General features: G+C 65.6%; 26 protein-coding genes, 1 tRNA gene and 1 pseudogene. 11 read left to right on the forward strand and 17 right to left on the reverse strand.

Annotated features, from left to right (window positions below):
• Nucleotides 1-20: 20 nt before the first annotated feature.
• Genes L7N97_RS21400 through L7N97_RS21420 form a run of 5 tightly spaced genes read right to left on the reverse strand, consistent with a single transcriptional unit; the run spans nucleotide 21 to nucleotide 3,428 of the window.
• Nucleotides 21-1,766 (reverse strand): DUF2326 domain-containing protein, encoded by a 1,746-nt coding sequence (locus L7N97_RS21400; RefSeq protein WP_237480286.1) that lies wholly within the window; start codon nucleotides 1,764-1,766, stop codon nucleotides 21-23.
• On the reverse strand, nucleotides 1,763-1,990 hold the full coding sequence (locus L7N97_RS21405; protein WP_237480287.1) for an ABC-three component system middle component 6: 228 nt from the start codon (nucleotides 1,988-1,990) through the stop codon (nucleotides 1,763-1,765). The genes L7N97_RS21400 and L7N97_RS21405 overlap by 4 nt, the downstream gene beginning before the upstream one ends.
• Nucleotides 1,987-2,730, reverse strand: coding sequence for an HNH endonuclease (locus tag L7N97_RS21410; protein ID WP_237480288.1), 744 nt, complete (start codon nucleotides 2,728-2,730; stop codon nucleotides 1,987-1,989). The genes L7N97_RS21405 and L7N97_RS21410 overlap by 4 nt, the downstream gene beginning before the upstream one ends.
• A complete protein-coding gene (locus tag L7N97_RS21415; protein WP_237480289.1) occupies nucleotides 2,720-3,103 on the reverse strand; it encodes an XRE family transcriptional regulator in 384 nt (127 codons plus the stop codon). The genes L7N97_RS21410 and L7N97_RS21415 overlap by 11 nt, the downstream gene beginning before the upstream one ends.
• 1 nt (nucleotide 3,104) lies before the next feature.
• On the reverse strand, nucleotides 3,105-3,428 hold the full coding sequence (locus L7N97_RS21420) for a type II toxin-antitoxin system RelE/ParE family toxin (RefSeq protein WP_428981064.1): 324 nt from the start codon (nucleotides 3,426-3,428) through the stop codon (nucleotides 3,105-3,107).
• Between the two features lie 1,082 nt (nucleotides 3,429-4,510).
• Between L7N97_RS21420 and L7N97_RS21425 the strand changes: the two genes are divergently transcribed.
• A complete protein-coding gene (locus L7N97_RS21425; protein WP_237480291.1) occupies nucleotides 4,511-4,822 on the forward strand; it encodes a DUF736 domain-containing protein in 312 nt (103 codons plus the stop codon).
• A 236-nt stretch (nucleotides 4,823-5,058) separates the two neighbouring features.
• On the opposite strand, the gene L7N97_RS21430 is transcribed toward L7N97_RS21425, so the two are convergent.
• The 3 genes and pseudogenes from L7N97_RS21430 to L7N97_RS21435 all read right to left on the reverse strand — a co-directional run bounded on the left by L7N97_RS21430 (nucleotide 5,059) and on the right by L7N97_RS21435 (nucleotide 7,738).
• Complete coding sequence (locus tag L7N97_RS21430) at nucleotides 5,059-6,798, reverse strand: site-specific integrase (protein ID WP_237480292.1); 1,740 nt, start codon at nucleotides 6,796-6,798, stop codon at nucleotides 5,059-5,061.
• Nucleotides 6,799-6,804: 6 nt separating this feature from the next.
• Nucleotides 6,805-6,975 (reverse strand): annotated as a pseudogene (locus L7N97_RS30590) (DUF6538 domain-containing protein); the annotation flags it as partial.
• Nucleotides 6,976-7,183: 208 nt separating this feature from the next.
• Nucleotides 7,184-7,738 carry a hypothetical protein gene (locus L7N97_RS21435; protein WP_237480293.1) on the reverse strand — a complete coding sequence of 185 codons (555 nt, stop codon included), beginning with the start codon at nucleotides 7,736-7,738 and terminating at the stop codon, nucleotides 7,184-7,186.
• Nucleotides 7,739-7,862: 124 nt separating this feature from the next.
• On the opposite strand from L7N97_RS21435, the gene L7N97_RS21440 reads away from it, so the two are divergent.
• The 5 genes from L7N97_RS21440 (at nucleotide 7,863) to L7N97_RS21460 (ending at nucleotide 11,101) form a co-directional block, all read left to right on the forward strand.
• Nucleotides 7,863-8,078: a DNA-binding protein gene (locus L7N97_RS21440; protein ID WP_237480294.1), complete on the forward strand. Its 216-nt coding sequence runs from the start codon at nucleotides 7,863-7,865 to the stop codon at nucleotides 8,076-8,078.
• 198 nt (nucleotides 8,079-8,276) lie between these two features.
• On the forward strand, nucleotides 8,277-8,540 hold the full coding sequence (locus tag L7N97_RS21445) for a hypothetical protein (RefSeq protein ID WP_237480295.1): 264 nt from the start codon (nucleotides 8,277-8,279) through the stop codon (nucleotides 8,538-8,540).
• Entirely contained in the window at nucleotides 8,537-9,811 is a 1,275-nt protein-coding gene (locus L7N97_RS21450; RefSeq protein WP_237480296.1) for a DUF927 domain-containing protein, read from the forward strand. Before L7N97_RS21445 ends, L7N97_RS21450 begins: the two co-directional genes overlap by 4 nt.
• The gene (locus L7N97_RS21455) at nucleotides 9,780-10,856 is read left to right on the forward strand and encodes a phage tail tip lysozyme (protein ID WP_237480297.1); all 1,077 of its coding nucleotides are present in this window, start codon (nucleotides 9,780-9,782) and stop codon (nucleotides 10,854-10,856) included. The genes L7N97_RS21450 and L7N97_RS21455 overlap by 32 nt, the downstream gene beginning before the upstream one ends.
• Complete coding sequence (locus tag L7N97_RS21460; RefSeq protein WP_237480298.1) at nucleotides 10,853-11,101, forward strand: hypothetical protein; 249 nt, start codon at nucleotides 10,853-10,855, stop codon at nucleotides 11,099-11,101. Before L7N97_RS21455 ends, L7N97_RS21460 begins: the two co-directional genes overlap by 4 nt.
• Before the next feature lie 144 nt (nucleotides 11,102-11,245).
• Here L7N97_RS21460 and L7N97_RS21465 read toward each other — a convergent pair whose 3' ends face one another.
• The 3 genes from L7N97_RS21465 to L7N97_RS29890 all read right to left on the reverse strand — a co-directional run bounded on the left by L7N97_RS21465 (nucleotide 11,246) and on the right by L7N97_RS29890 (nucleotide 13,816).
• Nucleotides 11,246-12,367, reverse strand: a complete 1,122-nt coding sequence (locus L7N97_RS21465) for a ComEC/Rec2 family competence protein (RefSeq protein ID WP_237480299.1) — start codon at nucleotides 12,365-12,367, stop codon at nucleotides 11,246-11,248.
• 476 nt (nucleotides 12,368-12,843) lie between these two features.
• The gene (locus L7N97_RS21470) at nucleotides 12,844-13,581 is read right to left on the reverse strand and encodes a hypothetical protein (RefSeq protein ID WP_237480300.1); all 738 of its coding nucleotides are present in this window, start codon (nucleotides 13,579-13,581) and stop codon (nucleotides 12,844-12,846) included.
• Between the two features lie 100 nt (nucleotides 13,582-13,681).
• A complete protein-coding gene (locus L7N97_RS29890) occupies nucleotides 13,682-13,816 on the reverse strand; it encodes a hypothetical protein (RefSeq protein WP_255721701.1) in 135 nt (44 codons plus the stop codon).
• A 601-nt stretch (nucleotides 13,817-14,417) separates the two neighbouring features.
• On the opposite strand from L7N97_RS29890, the gene L7N97_RS21475 reads away from it, so the two are divergent.
• From L7N97_RS21475 to L7N97_RS29895, 3 genes are read left to right on the forward strand one after another with little or no spacing between them, the layout of a single operon-like run.
• Nucleotides 14,418-15,425: a hypothetical protein gene (locus tag L7N97_RS21475; RefSeq protein ID WP_237480301.1), complete on the forward strand. Its 1,008-nt coding sequence runs from the start codon at nucleotides 14,418-14,420 to the stop codon at nucleotides 15,423-15,425.
• Nucleotides 15,413-15,667 carry a hypothetical protein gene (locus L7N97_RS21480; RefSeq protein ID WP_237479270.1) on the forward strand — a complete coding sequence of 85 codons (255 nt, stop codon included), beginning with the start codon at nucleotides 15,413-15,415 and terminating at the stop codon, nucleotides 15,665-15,667. The genes L7N97_RS21475 and L7N97_RS21480 overlap by 13 nt, the downstream gene beginning before the upstream one ends.
• A complete protein-coding gene (locus L7N97_RS29895) occupies nucleotides 15,664-15,795 on the forward strand; it encodes a hypothetical protein (protein ID WP_255721678.1) in 132 nt (43 codons plus the stop codon). Before L7N97_RS21480 ends, L7N97_RS29895 begins: the two co-directional genes overlap by 4 nt.
• A 35-nt stretch (nucleotides 15,796-15,830) precedes the next feature.
• Here the strand turns inward: L7N97_RS29895 and L7N97_RS21485 are convergent, their stop codons facing one another.
• Nucleotides 15,831-16,079: a hypothetical protein gene (locus tag L7N97_RS21485; RefSeq protein ID WP_237480302.1), complete on the reverse strand. Its 249-nt coding sequence runs from the start codon at nucleotides 16,077-16,079 to the stop codon at nucleotides 15,831-15,833.
• Nucleotides 16,080-16,365: 286 nt separating this feature from the next.
• Between L7N97_RS21485 and L7N97_RS21490 the strand changes: the two genes are divergently transcribed.
• On the forward strand, nucleotides 16,366-17,574 hold the full coding sequence (locus L7N97_RS21490; RefSeq protein WP_237482348.1) for a tyrosine-type recombinase/integrase: 1,209 nt from the start codon (nucleotides 16,366-16,368) through the stop codon (nucleotides 17,572-17,574).
• 197 nt (nucleotides 17,575-17,771) lie between these two features.
• Here the strand turns inward: L7N97_RS21490 and L7N97_RS21495 are convergent.
• The 5 genes from L7N97_RS21495 to L7N97_RS21515 all read right to left on the reverse strand — a co-directional run bounded on the left by L7N97_RS21495 (nucleotide 17,772) and on the right by L7N97_RS21515 (nucleotide 21,140).
• A tRNA-Gln gene (locus L7N97_RS21495) sits at nucleotides 17,772-17,845 on the reverse strand.
• A 163-nt stretch (nucleotides 17,846-18,008) separates the two neighbouring features.
• Nucleotides 18,009-18,701: a hypothetical protein gene (locus tag L7N97_RS21500; protein ID WP_237480303.1), complete on the reverse strand. Its 693-nt coding sequence runs from the start codon at nucleotides 18,699-18,701 to the stop codon at nucleotides 18,009-18,011.
• 74 nt (nucleotides 18,702-18,775) lie between these two features.
• On the reverse strand, nucleotides 18,776-19,315 hold the full coding sequence (locus L7N97_RS21505; protein ID WP_237482350.1) for an invasion associated locus B family protein: 540 nt from the start codon (nucleotides 19,313-19,315) through the stop codon (nucleotides 18,776-18,778).
• Between the two features lie 138 nt (nucleotides 19,316-19,453).
• Nucleotides 19,454-20,689 (reverse strand): DUF2252 family protein, encoded by a 1,236-nt coding sequence (locus L7N97_RS21510; RefSeq protein ID WP_237480304.1) that lies wholly within the window; start codon nucleotides 20,687-20,689, stop codon nucleotides 19,454-19,456.
• Nucleotides 20,690-20,696: 7 nt separating this feature from the next.
• Complete coding sequence (locus tag L7N97_RS21515) at nucleotides 20,697-21,140, reverse strand: hypothetical protein (protein ID WP_237480305.1); 444 nt, start codon at nucleotides 21,138-21,140, stop codon at nucleotides 20,697-20,699.
• 108 nt (nucleotides 21,141-21,248) lie between these two features.
• Here L7N97_RS21515 and L7N97_RS21520 point away from each other — a divergent pair, with 108 nt between their 5' ends.
• Nucleotides 21,249-21,584, forward strand: coding sequence for a hypothetical protein (locus tag L7N97_RS21520; RefSeq protein ID WP_237480306.1), 336 nt, complete (start codon nucleotides 21,249-21,251; stop codon nucleotides 21,582-21,584).

The raw sequence follows: 21,584 nt of genomic DNA on the forward strand, positions 1-21,584 counted from the left end.
ATGCTTCATGTCGCCCCCGCTCAATAACGAAACCCAAGGAGGCTTCCGGTCGGATCAGTATCGGTGAGCCGGAGGCGGACGAGGCTCTCGTAATCAAAGGCTGACGTAAAGTCGCCCACGGGAACCATGTCGGTGTTGAGTGTGCAGATGTACTGGAAGCCGTGTTTTGCAGCCATCGCGGCGGAAAGTTCCAAAGCATGGGCGCGCTGTCGCGGGTCAACACCGTCGAAAATCGTGCTGTCGTGAATCAGGAAGTCGATCCCGAGACCACGCTGGCGCGCGAACGAGATCAGCATGAGATCGTAGCAGAAGATTTTCATCTTGCTGATGCCCTCGCTCGGGCTGCCCGCGATCTCGACGTCGAATTTGTAGCCGGTGTCATCGATATCGATGACCAGGCGGCCGGGCGACTTGTAGAGGTTCTCCGAGAATTCCGAGAAGAGGCTGAGCGCCTGCGACCACAGCGCACGCCGCTCCTCATAGTCGAGGCTTGTCGCGCGTTTCAGCTCGACGGTCTCGACCTTGATAGTGTCCGCCTTGGTGGTCATCTGACGAAGCTGGGTGATTCTGTTGGTCAGTTCGTCGACCTTCAGCCGGGTGCTTGCATGCAACTCCTGTAACTGCGTCAGTTCCTCCAGCGCGCCCTGTCCCGCAAGCGCGCTGAGGTAGTTGGCACGGCGATCCGTGAGGGTCGCGATGTCGGTCTCACGCTCGCCGACGGCAGCTTCCAGAGCGGCAATCTCGCCGGTGATGAACTCACGGCGATTAGCGATGATCTGGGCATTGAATGCCCGCGCATCCGCCAGCGTCTTCTTGACAGCGCCGGGCAGGTTGATGCCCGCCTCGCCGTAAAGGGCCTCCAGACGGTCTTCGGTTGGAGCGTCTTCGCTCACCAAGGAGTCACGGTAGCGATCGAGCCGGCGCTTATCCACGATATTGGCGTTGACCAAGCCATGGATTTCGCTGGTCAGAAGGTTCGCCTGATTCTCGATTTCACGGTACTGTGGAAGAACACGAAAATTCGACAGCGCTTCGCGTTCACGCTCAAGCTGGGTTGCAAGGCGCAGGCGCTCGGCTTCGAGTTCACCGAGCGAGGCTAGTTCGCCGTCGACGGCTCCGGTCTTGATCGCCTGTTTGAGCGCATCGAGCGCGTTCTTTTGATCTTTGAGCTGCTGCCAGGTCGCGGCCTTCTCCCAATTCAAGCCGAGAAGGAAAGCATTGTGGACCTGAATGTCCCAAGTCTTCTGATTGTCGAAATGCTTGAAGGGGATGTTGTAGGCGGCTGTCTGGTTGCGAACGAAATAGGAAAGCAGCGACCGCGCCGAGGGCTTGTATCCGGATTCCGCCGACAGATCGCTAATACCGAATAGGGCCCAGGCAAGAACGGATCGCCATTTCTTGGCGTCGAGACCCGGAACGCCTTCCTTGTTCGGCGTTGGCCGGACAGGCCAGGCGTCGGTGGCGCCTTCGATCGCGAAGAATCCGGGTGTATCGGTCGCTCGCGTCACAGCGACCTCGCGGCCGGACAGGGACAGTTCCAGCGTGAACGACCACCCCTGCAAAGCCTCGATGCGAAGCCCTTTTCCGGGTGAGGTATTGCTGGCGAGGCAGAAATCGATGATCTCGATGAGCGTCGATTTGCCTAGGGCGTTCGTAGTGTCCTTGTCACCGGCCGAGGTGGATCGGTCGGCCAGGATAAGATTGACACCCGGCTGAAGCAGCGCGGTGTGAAAGCCTTTCTGGTTGGCGCGAACGGCTCTGATCATGAGGCGGTCCTGACGATAAGGCCGTCCCGGATCTCGATCGCACCGATCAGATAGAGGAGGTTCGAGGCCAGCACGAACCGCTCGAAGTTGCCGACGTTCGGTTCCGTGCGCAGACGCTCCCACAGGCCCGAAACGGTCATGGGCATGCTGAGATGCGCGAGCAGCGTGGCGCCGACGCCGATCAGCGCCTCGTTCTGCGAGATATGTTTGGTCGGAAGAATCATTTCTCAAACACGTCGCAGATTTCGAAGAGATAGATCAGAACAGCGATGCCTGCGGTCTTGTCGGCTTGTCGACGCAGACCGCGCTGGGCAAAGGCGCACATCAACTCGAAAAGCTCGTCGCCCTTATGGCCCTCTTTCCGGCGAGCATAATATTCTTCGAGAAAGCCGGCCTTCAGCCGTTCGGGAAAGTCAGGATCGAGCTGCGCTTCCGCTTCGACATAATCGCCAACGGTCGCTCGCGAAGTCAGTCCCGCAGCGATGATGTGACGAGATCCATTCGAGAGCGCGTTCTGTTTGATCTTCTCGTCCGGCGCGAGGAGATCGAAAGAGCCATTTGGGGCCGGCGCTTGGCTCGCAACCCAAGAGACGGCGTTCTGCAATTCGGGAAAGGCGACGTCAGCAAAGGCCTCTTCCATGGCCTGGCGGACCTGCTTCTCGTGGCTTTCCTTCAGTTGCAAAAGGGTCGCGGTCGGCCAATCGGCCTCGACCTTGTCGATGATCGTGTGGTGATCGGTGCAGAGATAGATGAGGTTCCGGACGTTATCGCGCTCGTCATCGGTCATGGAGGCGTCATAGCGGGCCGCGGTCAATTTCTCGCCACGGATGTGCGCCGCCTCGCCGACATAGGTGTCGCATCCCACCTGGGCGTCGTAGGTGAGATGCTTGCCGCACTTCGGGAAGGCACAGACGCCGCCACTTCGAAACGCCAGGATGATCCTCGTTGGATAACTAGCGCCCACGGCGACCGCCGATCTGCGCGTGCGTGCGGCGGCTACGGGCCGCCGCCTGTGGAGGAGCACCAGCATCTCCAAGCTGGTGAATCCGCACGGCAGGCCGTTCCGGCAGCTTGACCGTCAGTTCGAGTTCTCCCCCCACGGCTTCGACATAGCTGCGAAGCGTCGAGAGATACATATCGGTTTGCCGCTCGATCTGAGAAACAGAGGGCTGCTTGATGTTGAGGGCGGAGGCGATCTCCGCCTGAGCCTTGCCGGCGATCTGCCGCAGCTCGCGCAAGCCTTCCACCTCATGTTTCATGTCCTGATAGCGGGCGTCGATGGCTTCCTGCTCCTCGGGCGGAAGCGCGACGATGAGGTCGTTCAGGCTACGGCCCATCTCATTTGCCCTTCTTTGCGGATTTCAAGCTTTTCAGATGCTCGGAAAGCCGTAGATCCGCCCTTGTGATCAACGTCTCGTAGAAGCGTTTCTGACTGAAGCCAGATTTGTCGCCTGCTACCAAGACGATAGCCCTTCGCTTGGGATCGAAGGCGAAGGCCGCACTCCATTCGCCGTCGCCGCCCTCGAACCGCAGCTCCTTCATATTGGCGTGTTTCGATCCATTGAGCATGTCGGCGCGAGGCCGGCCAAGCTGGGGACCGGAGTCGGCCAACAGCTCCGCGCCGGCGCTCAACGCGACGCGGACACCACGCTCAAAAGTCAGAACCTACGCCTCGAAGGCAGGGTGGAATCGACCTCCCATTCTATATAGGCTGCAACCTATATCTGGTCAATGGGGAACGCCAGGCGCTTGCGGCAAGGCGATCGCATCGCGACGATAGCTCGTGGCCCAGGCGTTAAGTTCGTCGACCGCGTAGCGGACCCTGATCAGCATGCGGGTGCGGTCGATGTCGTTGACCTTAGGAGCCGACGCGGGACGAGGAGTGACCGATGCTCTCGTTGCAGAAGTAGCTGGCGTCTTCAGAAAGCGCGAGCGGGCGACGAACTCTTCAATCCGGTCCAGGGGTACCCGAACCTCCTGGCACAGAAGCGGACTCTCTCAATGTCGGCTCTGGGCCAGCTCCAGAGATTGGGCGTCGCCCTTCGAGCCGGGCTTCTCGGCTTCGCTCGAACCGGCTCCGCCGTTTCGACCCTGACGGGCTCGATCCCTGACGCGAGGCGGCGAACTGTGAGCAAGGGCCCCTGCGCCCAGGGGCCATGTCGTTACCGCCTGCTCACGAGGGCCCTGTCTGGAGAGGCGCGCCGTCATCGCTCGATGCCAAGCGGCTGATGAGGCGAGCGGCTTGTGTCACGACGACGAGCGTATTTGACAAACCGGCATGGCGCGCAGCGGCCGATGCCGTTCTCACCTCATCGCTGTGCTGAGCGTGAGATCGGACCCGCGTTCCGCTCGGCCCCGAGGTGGTAAGCAGCGGTGGGCCGCTGCGGAAGAGATGGGCCGTCATTCTGGGCCGTCCAGCCTTGAAGGTGAGAAGGGCGGCGGTGCGCGAAGGCGTCCTGGCTCGCGCTCGGTCCTGCTACTCCGTCGGCGTCCTCTCGATGGGCCAACCTGGACGGGGTCAGCTGCGCCTCGCCCGCCTGACCCGCAACGGCCGTCCCGCAACTTTCTTCCCCTGCGGGGCACGAAGCCCCGCATTCCTCGCGCGACAAGAAAGCTGCGGTCCCACCGTCCTCCGCTGCGCTCCGGCCCGCTGGGTGCGTCGGCGTTCGCCCCGCCTGGATCATGGCCATCGAGGGCGCCGGACGGAGCGGCCTCGGATCACCGCAGCGAGCAGGAGACACACCATGGCGACCATCGGCACCTTCACCCGCAACCAGGACGGCACCTTCCAGGGCTCGATCCGCACCCTGACGCTCAACACAAAGGTCCGCTTCGTCCCCACCGGCGTGGCGGAGAGCGACAAGGCTCCCGACCTCCGCGCCTACGCGGGCAACAACGGGATCGAGTTCGGGGCGGCCTGGACCAAGCGTACCAAGGACGGGGCGCGGGTCTACCACTCGGTCAAGCTGGACGACCCGAGCTTCCCCAACCCCATCTACGCCAGCCTCGTCGAGACCGCAGACGCGAACACCTTCTCCCTGGTCTGGAGCCGCTGACGGACGCACGGTCGACGCTCCGCCTCCGGGCGGGGCGTCCGATGCCACCGGCGACTCCGGCCGACTACGCCCCTCGCGATGAGCGTGGGGAGCCACACACCCGTAGTTTGCCGTGAGAGACATCAGTGGCGACACGGCGGACGGGTGCCGTCGGCCGGTTTCGACAAGGGTACACCGACGGGTTCGCAATGTCCCGCCGACGCATCGATGACCGGAAACGTTCGCCATCACGGAGATCACGCCTTCGGAGGCAGCTTCGAGGCTGCCGGCCCTCGCCGACGCCTCCCGTTTCCCACCGTCGCGCTGATCTCGTCGGGTATCGCGTACTTGCCATGGATGCGCTCGGAGGCGGTCCGCGCCGACACCAAACCGGATACGTCGACGGGGATGATCAGACGATCGATGGCGAGCTTCAGGATCCCGAGCAGCCGGCCATGGTCGTAGGACGCGATCTCGGATCGACGGCCCGCGCCCTCGTGGCCGCAGATCTCCTCGACGTGGTTCTCGGGAACGCCCGCATCCAGGAGGCGCGAGATCACGGTGTGCCGGACCGAGTGGAAATCGAGCTTGGGGTCGTCGACACCGTGGAAGCGCCTGAAGTGCAGGAACCACTTTCCGAACGGGTCGCCGTGCCGCGCGATCTCCGAATGCGACACCGCTTCGGGGAACAGAGCGCTCTCGGGTCGGCGCCCCGCGACCCTGGAGTCGATGAACCCGAGGTCCAGCAGGGCTTTATGGAGCGGGACATGCCGGGGCGAGCCGACGTCCTTGAGGAGCGGCACGACCTCGTCGTCGAGCAGGTCGAAGTACCAGATGCCGTCCTTCTGCTTGACGTGCCGCACCTTGAGCACGATCGGCTCCTCACGCCGCATGCCGTGCAGCAGCCCGATCAGCGTGACCCAGTAGCGATGATCCGGGACGACAAGGGTGCCCTCCGTCTTCCAGTCGCGTGCGGAGCGGGCGCCGAGGAAGGTCGGCGATGCCAGCAGGGTCGCGATCTCCGCCTCTTCAAACTTACGTCGGAGCTCGAGCCGTAGGCGTCGGCCGATGCGGTTCTTCTGGACCTTGACGAACGAGCCCGCGAAGATCGACGGGCTGCCGCTCGGCAGCGCCTCTCCCTTGCCGGCCGCCCATTTCCAGAACTCGTTGAGGCGGCTCAGGTGCTTGTTGAAGGTCTTCGGCGACATGCGCGCGCAATCGGCGGCCTTGGCGGCCTCGAACAGCGCGAGCGTGCCTTGGCCGTCAAAGATGGAGCGCCACTTCTTGTTGTGGTAGTAGTCGTCCGGTAGCCCGCGGAGCACTTTGCGGAAGTGCTCGACATTCGTGGCTCGATAGGCGGCGAGGGGCTGTTCGCCCTCGCTCTGGAGCCACAGCTTCAGGGTTGAGCGGGCGGCGACCTTCTCGGCGCTCTTCCACTCGCCGCCGTCGATTTTGGAGTCGCAGAAGGCGTCCCAGAGCTCCCGAACCGGCAGGTCACTCCGTGCAGCAGCCTTCTGCAGCTCGGGCGAGATGGCGCCGGGGGGCGATCGTGGCTGCAGCGCGTCGAGGACCCGATCAGGCAGGGGCAGGCCCAGGTCGGCCGTATCGCGATCGTCGAGCAGGCTCGGGAAGTTGCGTAAGATAGCCCGCCTAACGAGCTTGGCAGTCGGCGAGCCGGCCTCGACATCGAACCCCATGTCGCGCGCGAGCGCTTGGACGAGATCATCGATCTTGGGATCGGAGATCAATCCCGCCGCGGCGCGCACCGCTGCGGCCTTCGACGCATCCCGGTCCACCATGCCCACGAAACGGACGAGGCCGTCCATCTCGGCCGTGACGTCGGCCCCCATCGTCCGGGCCTCGTCTGCGCTGAAGGTGCCGCTCAGGCCGTCGTTGAGGGCGATCTTGGCCTCGTAGTCCAGGGCCGACCGCCCCATCCAGGCCCGGACGCGGCGCTCGATGTCTGCATAGGATGCCCCCTGGTCGGCCGCCTCCATGATGCTGTCGAGCCCTGTCCTGATGGTCCTTGCAGCTCGAACAGCCGACTCAAATCGGCCGGTTCCTAGCGAGACCGTCATCTCGCTCTTCCCCGCCGCTTTGCGCAAGGGGCCAGGAATCCGGACACGGAAATGGTAGGTGCCGCCGCGAAGGCGAAGATAGCTGCCGACGAACAAAGGTACCCCTGTGGACCAGCGATGTGGACCACGGCCGGAGCTCAGGGGCAGCGATTTCAGCTAAGGCTTTGAGAAGCCTGGGATCGGCCAAGTTTTGGCTGGGGGACCTGGATTCGAACCAAGATTGACGGAGTCAGAGTGCGTCTCAAGTAGCTGCTTTACCTCAACGCACTCGCCTCATGTCGCACTCATGTTGCATGTAGGCTTGTCAAACCTCGCGGACCTTTGCGAGGGCATCCTCAATCCGGCGCCGCAGATCGCTCAGGTTGACCAGCACCGTCCGGTTGGGAAGGCGGCTTGTGCGCTTCGGGGCGGAACAGACGACAGCCGCAAGCTCCGAAGCGGGATACACCATTCGCACGCTGTTCTCGTTCCAATCGATCTGGAAGAGGCCCTGATCAGTTTTACCCCTGTCGTCGTGGCGCTCCTGCGCTTCGCGCGACAGGAAAACCGGATTGGCCGCGAAGATCATGTCCTCGTCATGCTGCCCGCCGGTCAGAACCGGACCGACCGACAGCCAGAGTCGGTATGCCATCATGGCGACCCGGGCGGGGTCCATGCCGAACTGCGCCAGCTCCAGGCAGAAGGCCCAGAGACAGACGTCGTCGAAGTCATAGGACACCCGAGTGCCTTTTCCGGGCGCCTCTTTCTTCACGCCGAGGCGGCTCAGGTTCTTGAGGCGCGCCCGAAGCGCGGTGCGGTAGCTCTCCGGCACGCCTGCCACGGCGATCAGCGCGTCCTCGACCTCGGCATAGCGATACATGGCAAAAAATCCCAATCCGTTCCACCTCGTCACAATGGCATAAAGATCGGATCAGATCCAGACTTGCCTGCCAGCGACGTTCAGCGTAGAGCTAGTCCGAACCAGATCTTCTAGGGGTTCCGACATGTCACAGCTCGAAGACACCGGACGCGCTTCAGCCTCGCTCGACCTCTTGTGGGGGCTCGACGAGATCGGCGGCGTGATCCGACGCAACCGCCGTCAGACCCATTACCTGCTCGAGAAAGGGCAGCTTCCCGGCGCGAAGAAGATCGGAGGCCGCTGGTGCATTCCGCGCACCGCCCTTCACGCCGTCTTCGGCCTCGGACAAGAGGCCGCCTGACGTGCTCAAAAAGAACCCCGCCGACGCGGGGCGTGGGCAGGGCTCTGAAATCGTCGTTTGCTTCCCGGCGCGCGACGGCAGCAGAGATAGCCTGACCTCCAGCCCCTCGCAATCCCTCGCCGCCCATCATCTCGCGCGGCGCTTCGGCCTAGACGCTACCCGCGCCCGGCTGACTGCCGAGCTGGCATGGGGCCGCGCATGACCGCCCTCGACCAAGCCGAGGCCGCGCTCCTCGACGCCCTCGCGGCGATCCGCGCCGCCAGGGGCGATGCCCCCCCGCCTGTCGCGGCCGGTCGACGCATGAAGCCGCTCAAGCTCGCTCGCTACGAGCTCGGGCTCGGCGACAAGCAGGCCCGGCGCTGGGCTCACGACGACGAGGCGGAGGGCATCTCCGTCTATACCCGGGGCCGCTGGTTCATCGACGTCGAGGCGGCCGCAGCGAAGCGGAGGGGTCGGAAATGAGCGTCGGCGCCTCCTCTCATCGCGTCGACATCAAGGCTGTGTCGGCCGCGGCGTTGCGCAGCTTGCCGGACCTCCTGGCTGACTGGCTGCCCGGCGGCCGGCGCGAAGGTCGCGAGTACGTCGTGCAGAACCCGACCCGCGCCGACGGCCGGCCCGGCTCTTTTACCATCAACACGACGTCGGGCCGTTGGTCCGACTTCGCCACCGGCGACAAGGGGGGCGATCCCGTCGCCCTCTTCGCCTACTTGAATGGGACAGCTCAGGTAGATGCAGCGCGCGCCGTCGCTGACCGGCTCGGCCTGTCTCGCCCTGAGCAGGCTGCCAACGACGACCCTCTGGCGCGCATGAAGACCCGCGCCGAGCGCAAGGCGAATGGCCAGGCCGAACCCGAACGGGACCCGTGGACGCCGGTCGCGCCCATCCCGGAGGCCGAGTTCGTCCCGCTCAACGTGCGCCTCGGCGGACGGGAGCCGGGCAAGACGTGGCTGTTCGCCGACGCCACGGGCCAGCCGCTCGGCTTCGAGTGCCGGTGGGTCAAGGCGGACGGGAAGGACATCAGGTTCGCCTGCTGGTGCCGGCACGACGACGGCCGCACCGAATGGCGGCTGAAGCACCTGCCCTCGCCGCGGCCAATCTTCGGCCTCGACCGCCTCGCCAGGGCCCCGCTCGCCCCGGTGCTGGTGGTGGAAGGCGCGAAGAAGGTCGAGCCCGCCACGCGGCTGTTCCCGGACCACATCGCCGTGGCGTGGCCGGGCGGGGCCGAGGGCGTGAAGCACGTCGACTGGTCGCCACTCGCCGGCCGGGCCGTGGTGGTATGGCCCGACAACGACGACGTGGGCCGGAAGGCCGCGGCGGGCATCGCCGAGGCGGCGCTGAAGGCCGGCGCGGACAGCGCGGCCGTGGTGCCGGTGCCGAGCGACTTTCCGCCGAAATGGGACCTCGCGGACGTGGTGCCCGACGGCGCAGATCTCGCGGCCCTGCTCGACGCCGCCCGGCCCGCGAAACCCAAGGCCCCGAGCTGGCCGGCGGGCTTCCGAATGACGGACCGCGGCCTCGTGTGGTCGGACCCGAGCGACGACGAGAGGCCCGAAGTGGTCGTGTCAGGCCGCTTCGACGTGCTCGCCGAGAGTCGGGACGACCGTGGCCAGTCCTGGGGCGTGCTGCTGCGCTGGTCCGACCCGGACGGCCGCTCGCGGGAATGGGCGATGCCGCGCTCCATCCTGGCGACGGACGGCGCCGATGTACCACGAGGGCGGACAGGCGCCCGGTAAGGGTGGTGTTGGCTGGGCTCAGTGGACCGGCCCGCGCCGGCGTGCCTTCGAGGCCTGGGTCGCGGCACACGGCCTCAATCCGACCTCAGACGAGGCGTCATGGCGTTATCTGACGGAGGGCGACCCTGAGACGCCCGGCGCCATTGCGGCGGTGAAGCGAGAGAGCACCGTCCAAGGCTCGATGCGGGCCTTCGAGGCGCACTTCGAGCGGGCCGGGATCAAGGCCTATGGTTCGCGGATGCGCTTCGCCAACGCGGCGATGGCTATGCAGCCGGGCGGCGCCACGGTCATGGCGCCAGCTACCGCGCCCGATGGTGCTTCCTCGACTGGCACCGTCCGCGCAGGCAAGGCATCAGCAGCCGTCGACGCGCTCGATCGACTGAATGGCGCCGGCAGCGTCCAAGCCGGCCAAGCGCTCGGGTCCATCATGCACGCGGGCCAGTGGTGCGCCGACGCCGTCAACGGCGCGCTGAAGGTTGCCGGGATCAAGGGCTCCGGCTCGTCGATGGCGAACTCGTTCAAGAATTGGGGCAAGCACGTCGATTTTTCTGACGTGAAGCGTGGCGACGTCATCTTTGAGGATCACGGCCAGGGGCGCGGCCACGCTGGCTTCGCGACCGGCGCTGTGCAGCGCGACCGCAACGGCAACGTGGTCGCCATCGGCATGACGTCAGGCAACCACGGCAATCGGGTGCGCCGTGACTACATGGAGCGGGTCGGCGAGATCACAGACCTTCGCCGGGCCGATGAGGAAGCGCGACGGGAGGCGGAGCAGGCCGTGCTGCCGAGGAGAGCGCCTGCCGGTGCGAGCGCGGCGCCCGAGCGCCATGCGGCCGGCGTCGACTTCGACCACAGCAGCCTGCGCGAGGGCATCGACCACCTGCGCACCTTCAAGGCCGAGCTGGCCGGGCTGAAGGGCGGGGTCAAGGTCGCCATCGACCACACGCAAACCCACAAGGGCGAGCTCGCCGCGGCCGGTCGGCCCGGACGGCTGCGGACGTCGCTGAATGGCCACTACGGCAGCGACGGAAGGTCCTGGACGTGACGGACGCGGAGATCCTGGACTTCGCGCAGGCCCTCGGCGCGGCTGTGGACGCCGAGGTCGCCCGGCGCCCCGGCGTGACCACGCTGGAGCTGTGCGGCGTGCTCGGCGGCCTCGCCGGCGTCGTGCTGGGGCAGGCCGTCCCGACCGCCTCGGCCGAGGTCGACGACGTCCATCGCGACGCTGTGGCGGGCTCGTTCCGCATGGCGCTGCTGGAGGCGCGGGAGCGGGGGCGGGCGGTGAATTGAGGGGCGCTTCGACGCCATGGCGCACGCCCTCCGCTCGACGCTGCTGACGTTGCTGGTGCAGGCGCGGGAGAGCAGGTAGGCGCTGAGGAACTGAGGGTTTCTCTATCTTCAGCAACCCTCTTCAGCCTATGGCAACAGTCGACACTATGACTGTGGGGTTAACCTCGCACTTGCGCCCCTTCGATAGGAGCAGAAAGCGTCAAACTCGGGGGTCACTGTGAGAACACCATCTGCTGTGACTCTCACAAGAATATCTCCCTGGCACGGCTGCATTTCACCACTATCTTCCGCGCTCTCCCGTATCAAACGCGCCAAACTGGGATCGACTCCCTTTATAGGAGCCAGCTTACTCACATTTGCTCCGCAGGGCGGCATAAGATTTGTACAGTATGGATCAACACCCATCTGTGAAATTGCGAAGATCGTTTCTGGATGGGGGTGCGACTGCCCGTTTGCTGAGGTAACCCCATAGCGATCTCCGGATTTCAGGAATAGTCTGTCCAGAACGGGTTGCGGATTGTCGTATTTTGAACCGTGATGAGGAATGTTAACAACCTGAGAGGCTATATCTCTTCCTGAGTTGCGCTCAAATCGTTCTCTGAAATCCCAATTAGACTTGGTTGCGTCACCGCCAATTATGATCGAAGTCCCAGCGTATGTAAGCCTGAGGCAAAGGCTTAGGTCATTTTCATTAATGTTGCCTAATATCATTGGATCTTCGCTCTCAATTCTCGAAATAATATTGCCCTTCGCAAATCGTGGCGGAAGAATTGATAAGATCTCCACCGGAGAAAAACCTGTCGGAGCCAATCTGTTTTCTTCTCCGGCACATTCGATCCATCTTGAGCTGTTGCTGTCGCCCCATCTTAAGATCTGGAGAAATTCCTGTGTGGATTGCCTAATACTGCGCGAGTCGGTTCTCGCTAGAACCTGCTTTAGGTAAACAGCAAGCTTTCTAAGTCGAGGACGATTGAGGAAAAGATCACCCATCGGGCAAGTATAGAATTGATCGATCTTTTGGTCAAACGTTTGAAGGATCTGAGATAATCCACCATAGTGGTCTGCATGAGGATGCGTTAAGCAAACAAAGCTAAGTTTGGTTGCTCCAAGATTTTGCAAAACTGTAAGCGCTTTTGGAACAGGTGCTCTGTTCCAAGCTGAGTCTACAACGCCATGCGCCGCCTCATTTCCAGAGTAGAATGATATAACGGCGGAACTCCCGTGCCCGACGTTCAGAAATCTAATCTCAAGCAAATTAAAGACCATCCACCCATTCGTTAAGCTCGTCGAACTTTTCTGAGATCTCTACTGGATCTGGATGGCGCCGCCTGAAATGAGGAGATCGGTACTGATTATCGAAATCGATTTCTAGATACACTGACTGACCATAGGCGATCAAATCTTCAGGTAGTATCGATTTAGGGAATCGCGTTCTGTACTCACCACCAGCAGTCTGACAGATCACTACGACCATTTCGCCTATTAACTCGCCGATGACTGCTTTGACAGCTGGACGGGGTGCCTCCTGAGGAGGTAGTGATGACTCAGGTCTTTCGTCGCGCCGATAGACCTCTTCCACTGTGACTTGGATTGGAGAGGTCGACCGCTCGCGATCTGTCACGATTGGGATAACGTGTTTTTGTGAATTTGGCACTGTTTGCTGGGCTTGCTTGTACGCAGCAGGCTGCTCAGACCAGCTCTGAGCGCGGTCAGATCGAACTGCAGTAGTCGCAACACGCATTTCAGCCTCGCTTCCCAAGCTGGCCAAAGACCATAGCAAGCTCTATGGCCTTTTCAAGCTTCGTTCTTGACCATTTAAATAGGCTGCCTTGAGGAAAACTGAACGCTTGCTCCGAAAGATCCAAGTCGAAAAACATCTTTGGCTGTGAATTTAGGAGTTCTTTGGATATATTTGTATCTCCATCGAACGCAACAGATAAGTTTTTTTCAGCAAAAGGTCCGACAGACAGCCTATAGAAAAGTAAATCGTCGTCACGTCCCTCGAAGGTAAAACCTATATCATCGGCGCGCCCTAAGGTGCTCTGTACGCCTAATGAAAGATCAGCATGTATAGCCTCCGAGAAATTGTCTTTGCGCATCCAGCTTGGACATGTCGATGTAGCAAACATCAATCGAAAGCCACCTCTAACAACATTCTTAATTTCATTTATCCGAATGAGTTCATCAGCGACTTTGTTCATGTTCCTGAACTGAAAATCGTTTGAAATCCTAGTTAGGTCAGTCCCTTGTCTCCATTCCATTGTTCCGCTAAGAGTTGTAATATCCATCGTGATATTTCTTACAAACTTTGCATCGTTGAACGATCCCACCAATGCCGTGCGGGGAGCACCTTCTGCGACCTGTGCGAAGAAGTTTGGAACAGTAGTGAATATAGCTTTGGCTGCAGATCCATAGCGATCGAGAAATACATAGTTGATGGAGAAGTCGAATCGCCAGATGAGCTTGATCAGTATCGGCATGAATGCCTCCTGAAAACTTCAGTCGAAGAGAAGCGTCGCATAACGAAGCACGCTACGACTTGTAAAACGTTCGACCTTGCATAGGATGTTAAATCAGCCATCACAGCCTTCCCCGCTCCGTCATCCAGTCCGCCACGATGACCCGCATGGCCTCAGGCCGCGAGGGGCGGGGCTCGGGCTGTTCGGAGATCCAGGCGTCGAGGGCCGCGAGCTGTGGCGGCTGAACCCTGACCATCACGGGCGTGCCCTTACCCGTTGCCGGGCGGCCGCGCGATTTTGTGGTATCCCGGCTTGACGTCATGAAAAAGGGGTATCATAAAAGACGGGCCGAGGGAAGGCTGGAACCCTTCCAACGGCCCTGACCACCCCTGAGATGGAGGCTCAACGATGGCTGTCGCCAGCGCTAGCACAACCGCGCCCGCTCGTCCCTTATCACCGCTCCCCACCCTCGACCGCCGCGCCATCGGCCGCGACGGCTGGGCTCGCGCCCGCAAGCTCGCTGCCCGGTTCGGCGGCGCGGTCAGCGACCACGTCGCCGAGGGGATGCGCCAGGCCTGGGCGGTCGCCCGAGGGTTATTACGGGCCGCCGCCAGCGCCCCCGCGGCCAGCGATGCCAGCGCGTTAGCATCGGAATCGGCCTCGGCGGCCAGCGCCTCCGACAACCCGGCGCAGAGCCGGTCAGTCGACCAGGTCGGAACTTCCGACCTGGTGCCGATCTACCCCGCCACGAGCGGGGCAGTTCCGTCCTTATTACCCCTCCCGGCGCCGCTGCCGTCGCTCACGGCGGCCCTGTCGAGGCGCCGGGCCGTCTTCGGCATACACGACGGGGTCGACGCATGAGCGCGCCCTTCCACCTCCCCTACCGCACCGCGCCCGACACGCTCGACGCGATCCGGGCCGACCTCGACGCCATGCTCGGGCGGGTCGCTCGGGCCGAGGCCGAGCCGGACCCGACGCTCGGCGCCGGCGCCGTCGAGGCCTTGTGCCGCAAGTCCCGCGAGCTGTTCACCCGCCGCGCGCTGGAGCAGGCCGCGGAACACGCCACAGCGATGCTGCCCGCGCTCGGCCTGCCGAGGCTCGTGGGGCCGGGCTTCGTGCCCGTCGACCCTGTGGCGGCCCTCGACGCCCTGGACGCGGCGATCGCGGCGCTCGATGCCCTCGACGCCGACCCAGACCTCGAAGAAGAGCCCGACGACGAAGCGGGCGGGGATGATGAGCTGTCGCTCGGGTGGCGCGAGGCCGTCCGGCAACTCGACCTCGGGCACGGCAGCGACGACGGCGAGCACACCCTCGGCGCGCCGGAGCGAAGCCCCTACGCGCCGCCGATGGGCGCGAGCTTCTACAAGCCCGCGAACGGCCGGCGGCTGCAACGGTGCTTCGTCGGCCGCGTGTGGAATCAGACGGCGTGGGCGGCCGGCGCCAACCTCGACGGCGAGGGCGAGCCGGAACCGGGATACGACCTCCCCGAGGGCGACGACGAGAAGTGCGGCTCCGAGCACGACGGGTGCGAGCCGGAAGAGCAGGAACACTCCCTCGGCGCGCCGGCCGGAGACGGCGATCAGCGGCATTGGGCGCAGGGCCACGAGAACGACCGGGAGGCCGATCCGTGCGACGGGTCCGGCCTGTACCTGACGGCGGAGCAGTACCGAGCCGCCCGCGACCGCCGGCCGGAGATGAGGGCACTGGCGAGCCGAGCGCGGGCGATGCGCGGCGAACAGGGTATGCGGCGCGACCCCGACGCCGTCACGCCGATCGGACCCGGCATGGTGGCGTGGCGCGGGCCGATGCCTCGAGGCATCTGCAACGTCGTGCCGGTCGAGATGCCCGTGAGGTGCGCGACGTGACAGCGCCCGACTTCACGGACGCTGGCGCCGCGGCAGATCGTGCGCTCGAGGCCGCTACGGTCGCGCACGACGTCGCGCTCGTGGTGGCCTTGGCCCTGTCCACCGAGGCTGGCGCCTTGACCATCAACGGCCAGGAAGCCGTGCGGACGGTGGCCGGCATGATGGTGGACGCGGCTAGAGAGGCGCGCAACGCGATCGACCGCGCAGGCGGCATGTTCCGCGCAGCGAGGGCGTCCCGATGACCCGCGCCCTCGTCCTCCTGGCCTACGCCTACCGCCTCCGGCGCGCCCGGCGGCTACTGGCGCGCGGCCGACACGCCGAGGCCCGGCGCGTGCTCCACGCGCTCGACCGAGAGCACCGCATCCCGTGACGCCACGGCCCGTCCGCGATCGTGCGGGCGGGCTGTCAGGCAGCCTTGGCGTCGAACTGCAGGGCGGCTGGGAGTTCTGACAGGAACTCACGATAGCCCAGGCGAGCGAGCTGCTGGTCGGCCATCCGGAGGATCAACCTCGCCTTGCCCTCCTTGAGGACGGCGATCGACGTCTCGGACGCGAACAGCCCGCCGCGGTACAGGCGGAGCAGGACCTCGAAGCGGCCATCGGCGGCCGGGCGCATCCTGAGGTCGAAGCGGATCTCGTCGCTTTGCTCGGCCATGACGGCTCCGTCCTTCGCCCTTCGTTCACGGTGCGATGGAAGGTAGAAGTGACGTGGTTAACGAGGCGTTAAAGTGCGCGCTCGACTTGCAAGGTGAGAAAGACGGCCGCGGCGAGATCGCTTTGCGGAACCCACGCCGCGGCCGTCCGAGCCGAGGCGCCCCTCTCGGCTCTGGTCGGACAATAGTGCGGTGTTGGACAGATGGAAGGAGGACCGCATGGGCCACCATGCACACGACCACGCATTCAGGGTAGGATCGCCGCTCAACTCCAGCGTGGCGGGCCTCATGGCGAGCGTGCGGAAGCGGGACTGGACGTCGCCGAAGGGCGAGGCGAAGAGCGCGTGGGTGGTCGACTACTTCGACCAGGCCGGGAAGCGTCGTCTGAAGACGTTCTCGAAGAAGAAGGAGGCCGATGCCTACATCGCAACGGCCGTGGTCGAGGTGCGCTCTGGCGTCCACACGCCGGACAGCCAGAGCATCACCGTCGCGGACGCCACGAAACTGTGGCTCGCGTCGTGCGGGGCGCTGGAGCGAACCACGGTCGACTCCTACCGGAACCACGTCGAGCTGCACATCAACCCGTATCTCGGCCGGACGAAGCTGTCGCAGCTCACGGGACCGCTGGTGCGCGAGTTCGAGGACAAGCTGCGCAAGGGCGCGCCGGCGGCCGGGGAGGGCGAGGGCAAGAAGCGCTCGGCCGCGATGGTCAAGCGCATCGTCGGAAGCCTAGGCTTCGCGCTGAGCGACGCTCTGGAGCGCGGGCTCATTGCCCGCAACGTGGTGCGCGATCTCCGAGGCAGCCGCAAGCGCGGGAAGGATGTGCACGCCGAGCGTCGGCAGAAGGGGAAGCTCAAGGTCGGCGTGGACATCCCGACGCCGGCTGAGGTCAAAGCCATCGTGGGCGCTCTGGACGGGAAGTGGCGTCCGATTCTGCTCACGGCCATCTTCGCCGGCCTGCGGGCTTCGGAGCTGCGCGGGCTGCGGTGGGAGGACGTCGACCTGCAGAAACGCGAGATCCACGTCCGCCAGCGCGCCGATCGCTACAACGTCATTGGTCCGCCGAAGACGGCTGCCGGTGAACGCGTGATCCCGATCCCGCCCGTGCTTGTGGCGACGCTGGCGGCCTGGCAGGAAAAGGCGCCGAAGAGTGAGCTCGGCCTCGCCTTCCCGACGGGGCGGGGCGGCATCGAGCACTATCCAAACCTCGTCAACCGCGGCTTCCGACCGGCTCAGGTGGCGGCCGGCGTGGCGGTGCCGGGGCAGGGGGGCGAGGCCGAGGCCAAGTATCCGGGCCTGCACAACCTTCGGCACTTCTACGCGTCATGGTGCATCAACCGTCGCGCCGACGGCGGTCTGGAGCTGCCAGCCAAGGTTGTTCAGGAGCGACTTGGCCACTCCTCCATCACTATGACTTTGGACACCTACGGGCACCTGTTCCCACGCGGGGACGACGGGGCCGAACTGGAGGCGGCGGAGCGAGCCTTGCTGGGCTGAGCCGTGTCGCAAGCCTTGCGACATGAGCCTGCCGAGTGGTGTCGCATGTTGCAAGCTGTGTCGCACGGACCCGCCGTGACCTTGTGTAACCCGTTGTAATTCCTTGATGCCGCTTGGTATCGCCTGAAACGCACAAAAGGCGCCTCGATGGGCGCCTTGCAGGGCAGATTTCGCAATAGTCGGAGTGACTTAGATGTTGGCTGGGGGACCTGGATTCGAACCAAGATTGACGGAGTCAGAGTCCGCTGTTCTACCGTTGAACTATCCCCCAACTGAACCGATCATCGAACCTTTGCCTCGATACTTAAAATCTAGGCAGTCGATGTTGGCGGCTTCGGCTCGGCCGGTGAGGTGCGTATAGGACGCGGCCTCGATCCATGCAAGCGGTTTTTCTCCCCGCTTTGGCTCCGCGGGCGCGGCTGAACCGCGGGCGGTCAGCCCTGGGGCGCCGCCGAGGCATCCCGCGGCTTCGCGCCGTGCCGGCGCGCCTTCTTGCCGTCCGAGGCGGCGGCGGTCGGCTTGGTGCCGGCGTCGAAGCCGACGAGGATCGTGTAGTCGTCGTCGGCCGAGGAGGTCACGAACGGGACCGCGATCGGGTCTGACACCACCTGAAAGCCGGTCGCGTCCTCGCCTGAGGCGATCGTCGCGGGCACCTGGAAGAACTTGGCCGCCGCCACCTTGCCGTCGCCGTCGTGGCGCACGGCGATGCGCACCGGCACCGTGAATGAGCCCGGGCTGCCGGCCGGGCCGAGCAGCACGCGCCCCTCCACCCCCACCTTGATCAGCAGGTCCTTGCCGCTGTGCGTGCATTCGCGCGCCACGTCGCCCATCGAGAACTGGTAGCGCACGTTCTCGTTGGTCTGGTCCGCGCCCGCGTAGGTGCGGTAGGAGGCGGTGCCGTCGAGCACCTCGATCGTCGGGCACTGGAGCGGGCGCTCCGCCGCGCCGGCCGGAGCCGGGGCGGGGCCGGGCGTCGTCGTGCCGAAGGCCAGGAGGTTGCCGAAGGAGGATCCCACGCCGCTCGCCGACGATGTCAGCTTCTCGGTCGCCGCGCAGCCGCCGAGGGCGCTCCCCAGGGCCAGCCCCGCCCAGCACAGCGCAAAGGCCCGCGCTCCAACTCGTGTCATCCCCGAAAGTCCTCCGCGGCCGCGCCGATTCCCGCCAGCATACCACGCGCCGGGCGCCCGGCGCTCCCCCGGGGTCACGGCAGCTTGTCGAAGCCGTCCTTGAAGCCCGTCAGCGTCAGCGGGATGCCGATGCCCTCTTCGGGCGTCTGGAAGATGATGAAGGTCGCGGTGGTGCCGGACTTCAACTGGTCGATCAGCTTGTCCTCCATGGCGACCTCGGCCACGCAGCCCGTCGGCAGGCAGCGCACGAAGCCGGCCCGGCCCACGTCGGCGTTGTCGATCTTGAGCCCCAGACCCGACGGTAGCAGCACGCCGAGCGGCGCCACGACGCGCAGGAGGCGGCTCTTGCCGTCCGCCGTCTTCAGCACGATCACCACGAGGTTGACGTTGGGCTTGTCCTCGGCCTCGATGCGCTGGATCAGGGCGCACTGCTCCTTCGGGGCGCCGGAAGGCGTCTCGCAGCGCATCTCCCAGTCGCCGTACTTGCCCTTCACCACGCCCTGCGCGCGCGCGGGCTGGGCGTGCAGCGCCGCGAAGCCTGCCAAGGCCAGGGCCAGTGCGGACGGGGCGGCCAGCCGGCCTTCCCGTGTCGCGGCGGAGGCAGCCCGCAGCATTCTCAGCATATCGTCTCCAACGCTCGCGGGGCCGTCCCGGTCGTGCAGCGACGACGGCAAAGCCCCGCATCGCCGCGGTGCCTGACAAAGTCCCGGACGGGAGTCAAGCCGAGGGGCGTGGCCGCGCCGGACCAGCCCTCACCCGGCCCGCGCGAGGGCGAAGTCGCGGCAGTGGTCGAGGTAGCCGCGCTCGTGGTGGGCCACGAGCTCGACGACGGTGGTCCACAGCCAGGACGGCGCGTCGAGGCCGCCGCCGTGGTGCAGCTTCAGCTCGTCGGCCCAGGCGCGGCGGTCGGCCGGCGCCATCTGCCGGGCGTGGGAATGGCCCACCACGGCGGCGAGGAAGCGCGCCGCGCCCACCGCCTCCTCGCGCGTGAGCTGGTCGATCTCGAGCTTGAGGTCCTGGGGCATCAGCTCGCGCATCACCACGGGGCGGCCGAGCAGGCGCGCCGGCAGCATGCGGTCGCCGAGGCAGGGCGACAGGGCGCGGGCGCCGCTCACCACGCGGGCGGCGTGGTCGGGCTCGGCCGGCGCGCCGGGCGCCGCCGGGGCGACGCTCGCCACCGCCTCCTTGATGTCGATCAGGCAGTAGCTCGCCTTGGCCTTGCCGGAGCCACCGTGCCCTCCGACGCGCAGCAGCACGGCGTAGCGCAGCGTGCCGAGCGAGGAGCAGCCCTTCATCCAGTAGGCGGCGTCGAGCACCGTCACGGCGTGGTGGCGGCCGCGGCCGTGCAGGGCGCCGACGAGGGCCTGCGCGGCCTCCGACGACACCAGCGCCGCGATGGCGCGCCGCTCCTCGTCGGACAGGGGCCAGAACCGCTTGCCGAGCGGGATCGACGGCTCGACGCGCTCCAGCCGCTCCTGCGCGAGGTGCTCCCAGCGCCGGTGCGTCGCCTGCCGCAGCACGGCCCGCACGGCCCGGCCGGCCCGCGCCTCGGACAGGCTCTCGTCGTGGCCGAGCAGCGCGTCGCAGTAGCCGTGCACCATCTCCTCCAGCATGTGGGCCGTGGTGACGCCGGGCAGGTCGGAGCCGCGCGCCGCGGTCGACAGCGACAGGCCGAGGCGGATCACGTCGTGGGCCGGGTTGCCCAGCACCGTCTGGTCGAGGTCGCGGATGCGGATGCGGACCTTGCCGGCGGCGTCGGCCAGGGGCCCGAGGTTGCCGAGGTGGCAGTCGCCGCAGATCCACACCGGCGGCGCGGAAGGCACGAGGCCGGCGTCCACCGCGCCGAGCCAGTCGTAGAACCGCGCCGTCGCGCCCCGCACGTAGGCGTGGGCCGAGCGCGCCATCTTCAGCGCGCGCTTGCGCTCCAGGAGGCCGGCGCGCTCCCCCAGGCTGGGGAACTCGGCCACGGATCGTCGGTCGGTCGGCATGGAACGCTCACTCGTCCGAACCCGCGACGGGTCCGCGATCCGCAACGGCGGCCGTGCCGGTTTCGTTCGCTGAGACGAAGCTCATGCGCTCTTGTGAAGCGAGCGTGGTGAACCAGCCCGCGTAGGGCGTGTTTCGCGCCATGTGCCGGTTGAGGTCGGGGGCGCCGTCGCCCCACCACGCGGGGCCGCGCTCGCCGAGCGCCCGCTTGGCGCGGTCCACGGCGGCACGGGCTTCGACCTCGGCGGGGCGGTCGCCGGAGCGCTTCGCGGCCCCCACGGCACGGCGCGCGTCCATCAGCTCGTGCACCAGCCGTGCGCGCCGCTCCGGCGCCAGCGACGGGTCGCTGCAGCGCCACAGCCGCCCGCGCACGACGAAGTAGCGGCCGTCCGGCGTGACGGGCGGCCCCGCGCGGCGGGCTCCCGCGTCCTCGGTCCGCTTCCGCTCCGCCATGCCCCGCCCCTCCGCCGCCCGTCCGACGCGGCGGGCCGCCGCCCGGTTCCGCGGAACCCGGGCCTGCAAGGCGTGTTGGGCGAGGGACCGAAGCCGCGGGAGCCGAGCATGCTGACCAGGACCGCCATCTACGAGGGCACCATCAAGGCCGGCCACGAGGAGGAGTTCTTCCGGCGCGTGCGCGACGAGCTGGAGCCGCTGTGGCGCCGCTTCCCCAACGTGGAGGCCGTGCGGGTGCAGCGCACCACGACGGCCGACCAGGACTGCCGGCCCATCGCCATGATCCTGGAGATGGACTTCGCGGACCGGCGCGCGCTCGACGCGTGCCTCGCGTCGAGCATCCGGCCCGAGTCCCACGCCGCCACCGAGAAGGTGATGCAGCTCTTCGACGGGCGCTTCTACCACCTGGTCGCGGACGCGACCGTGCTCGACCCCGCGGGCTGA

The organism is Lichenibacterium dinghuense (assembly GCF_021730615.1).
GTDB classification, from domain to species: Bacteria; Pseudomonadota; Alphaproteobacteria; order Rhizobiales; family Beijerinckiaceae; genus Lichenihabitans; species Lichenihabitans dinghuensis.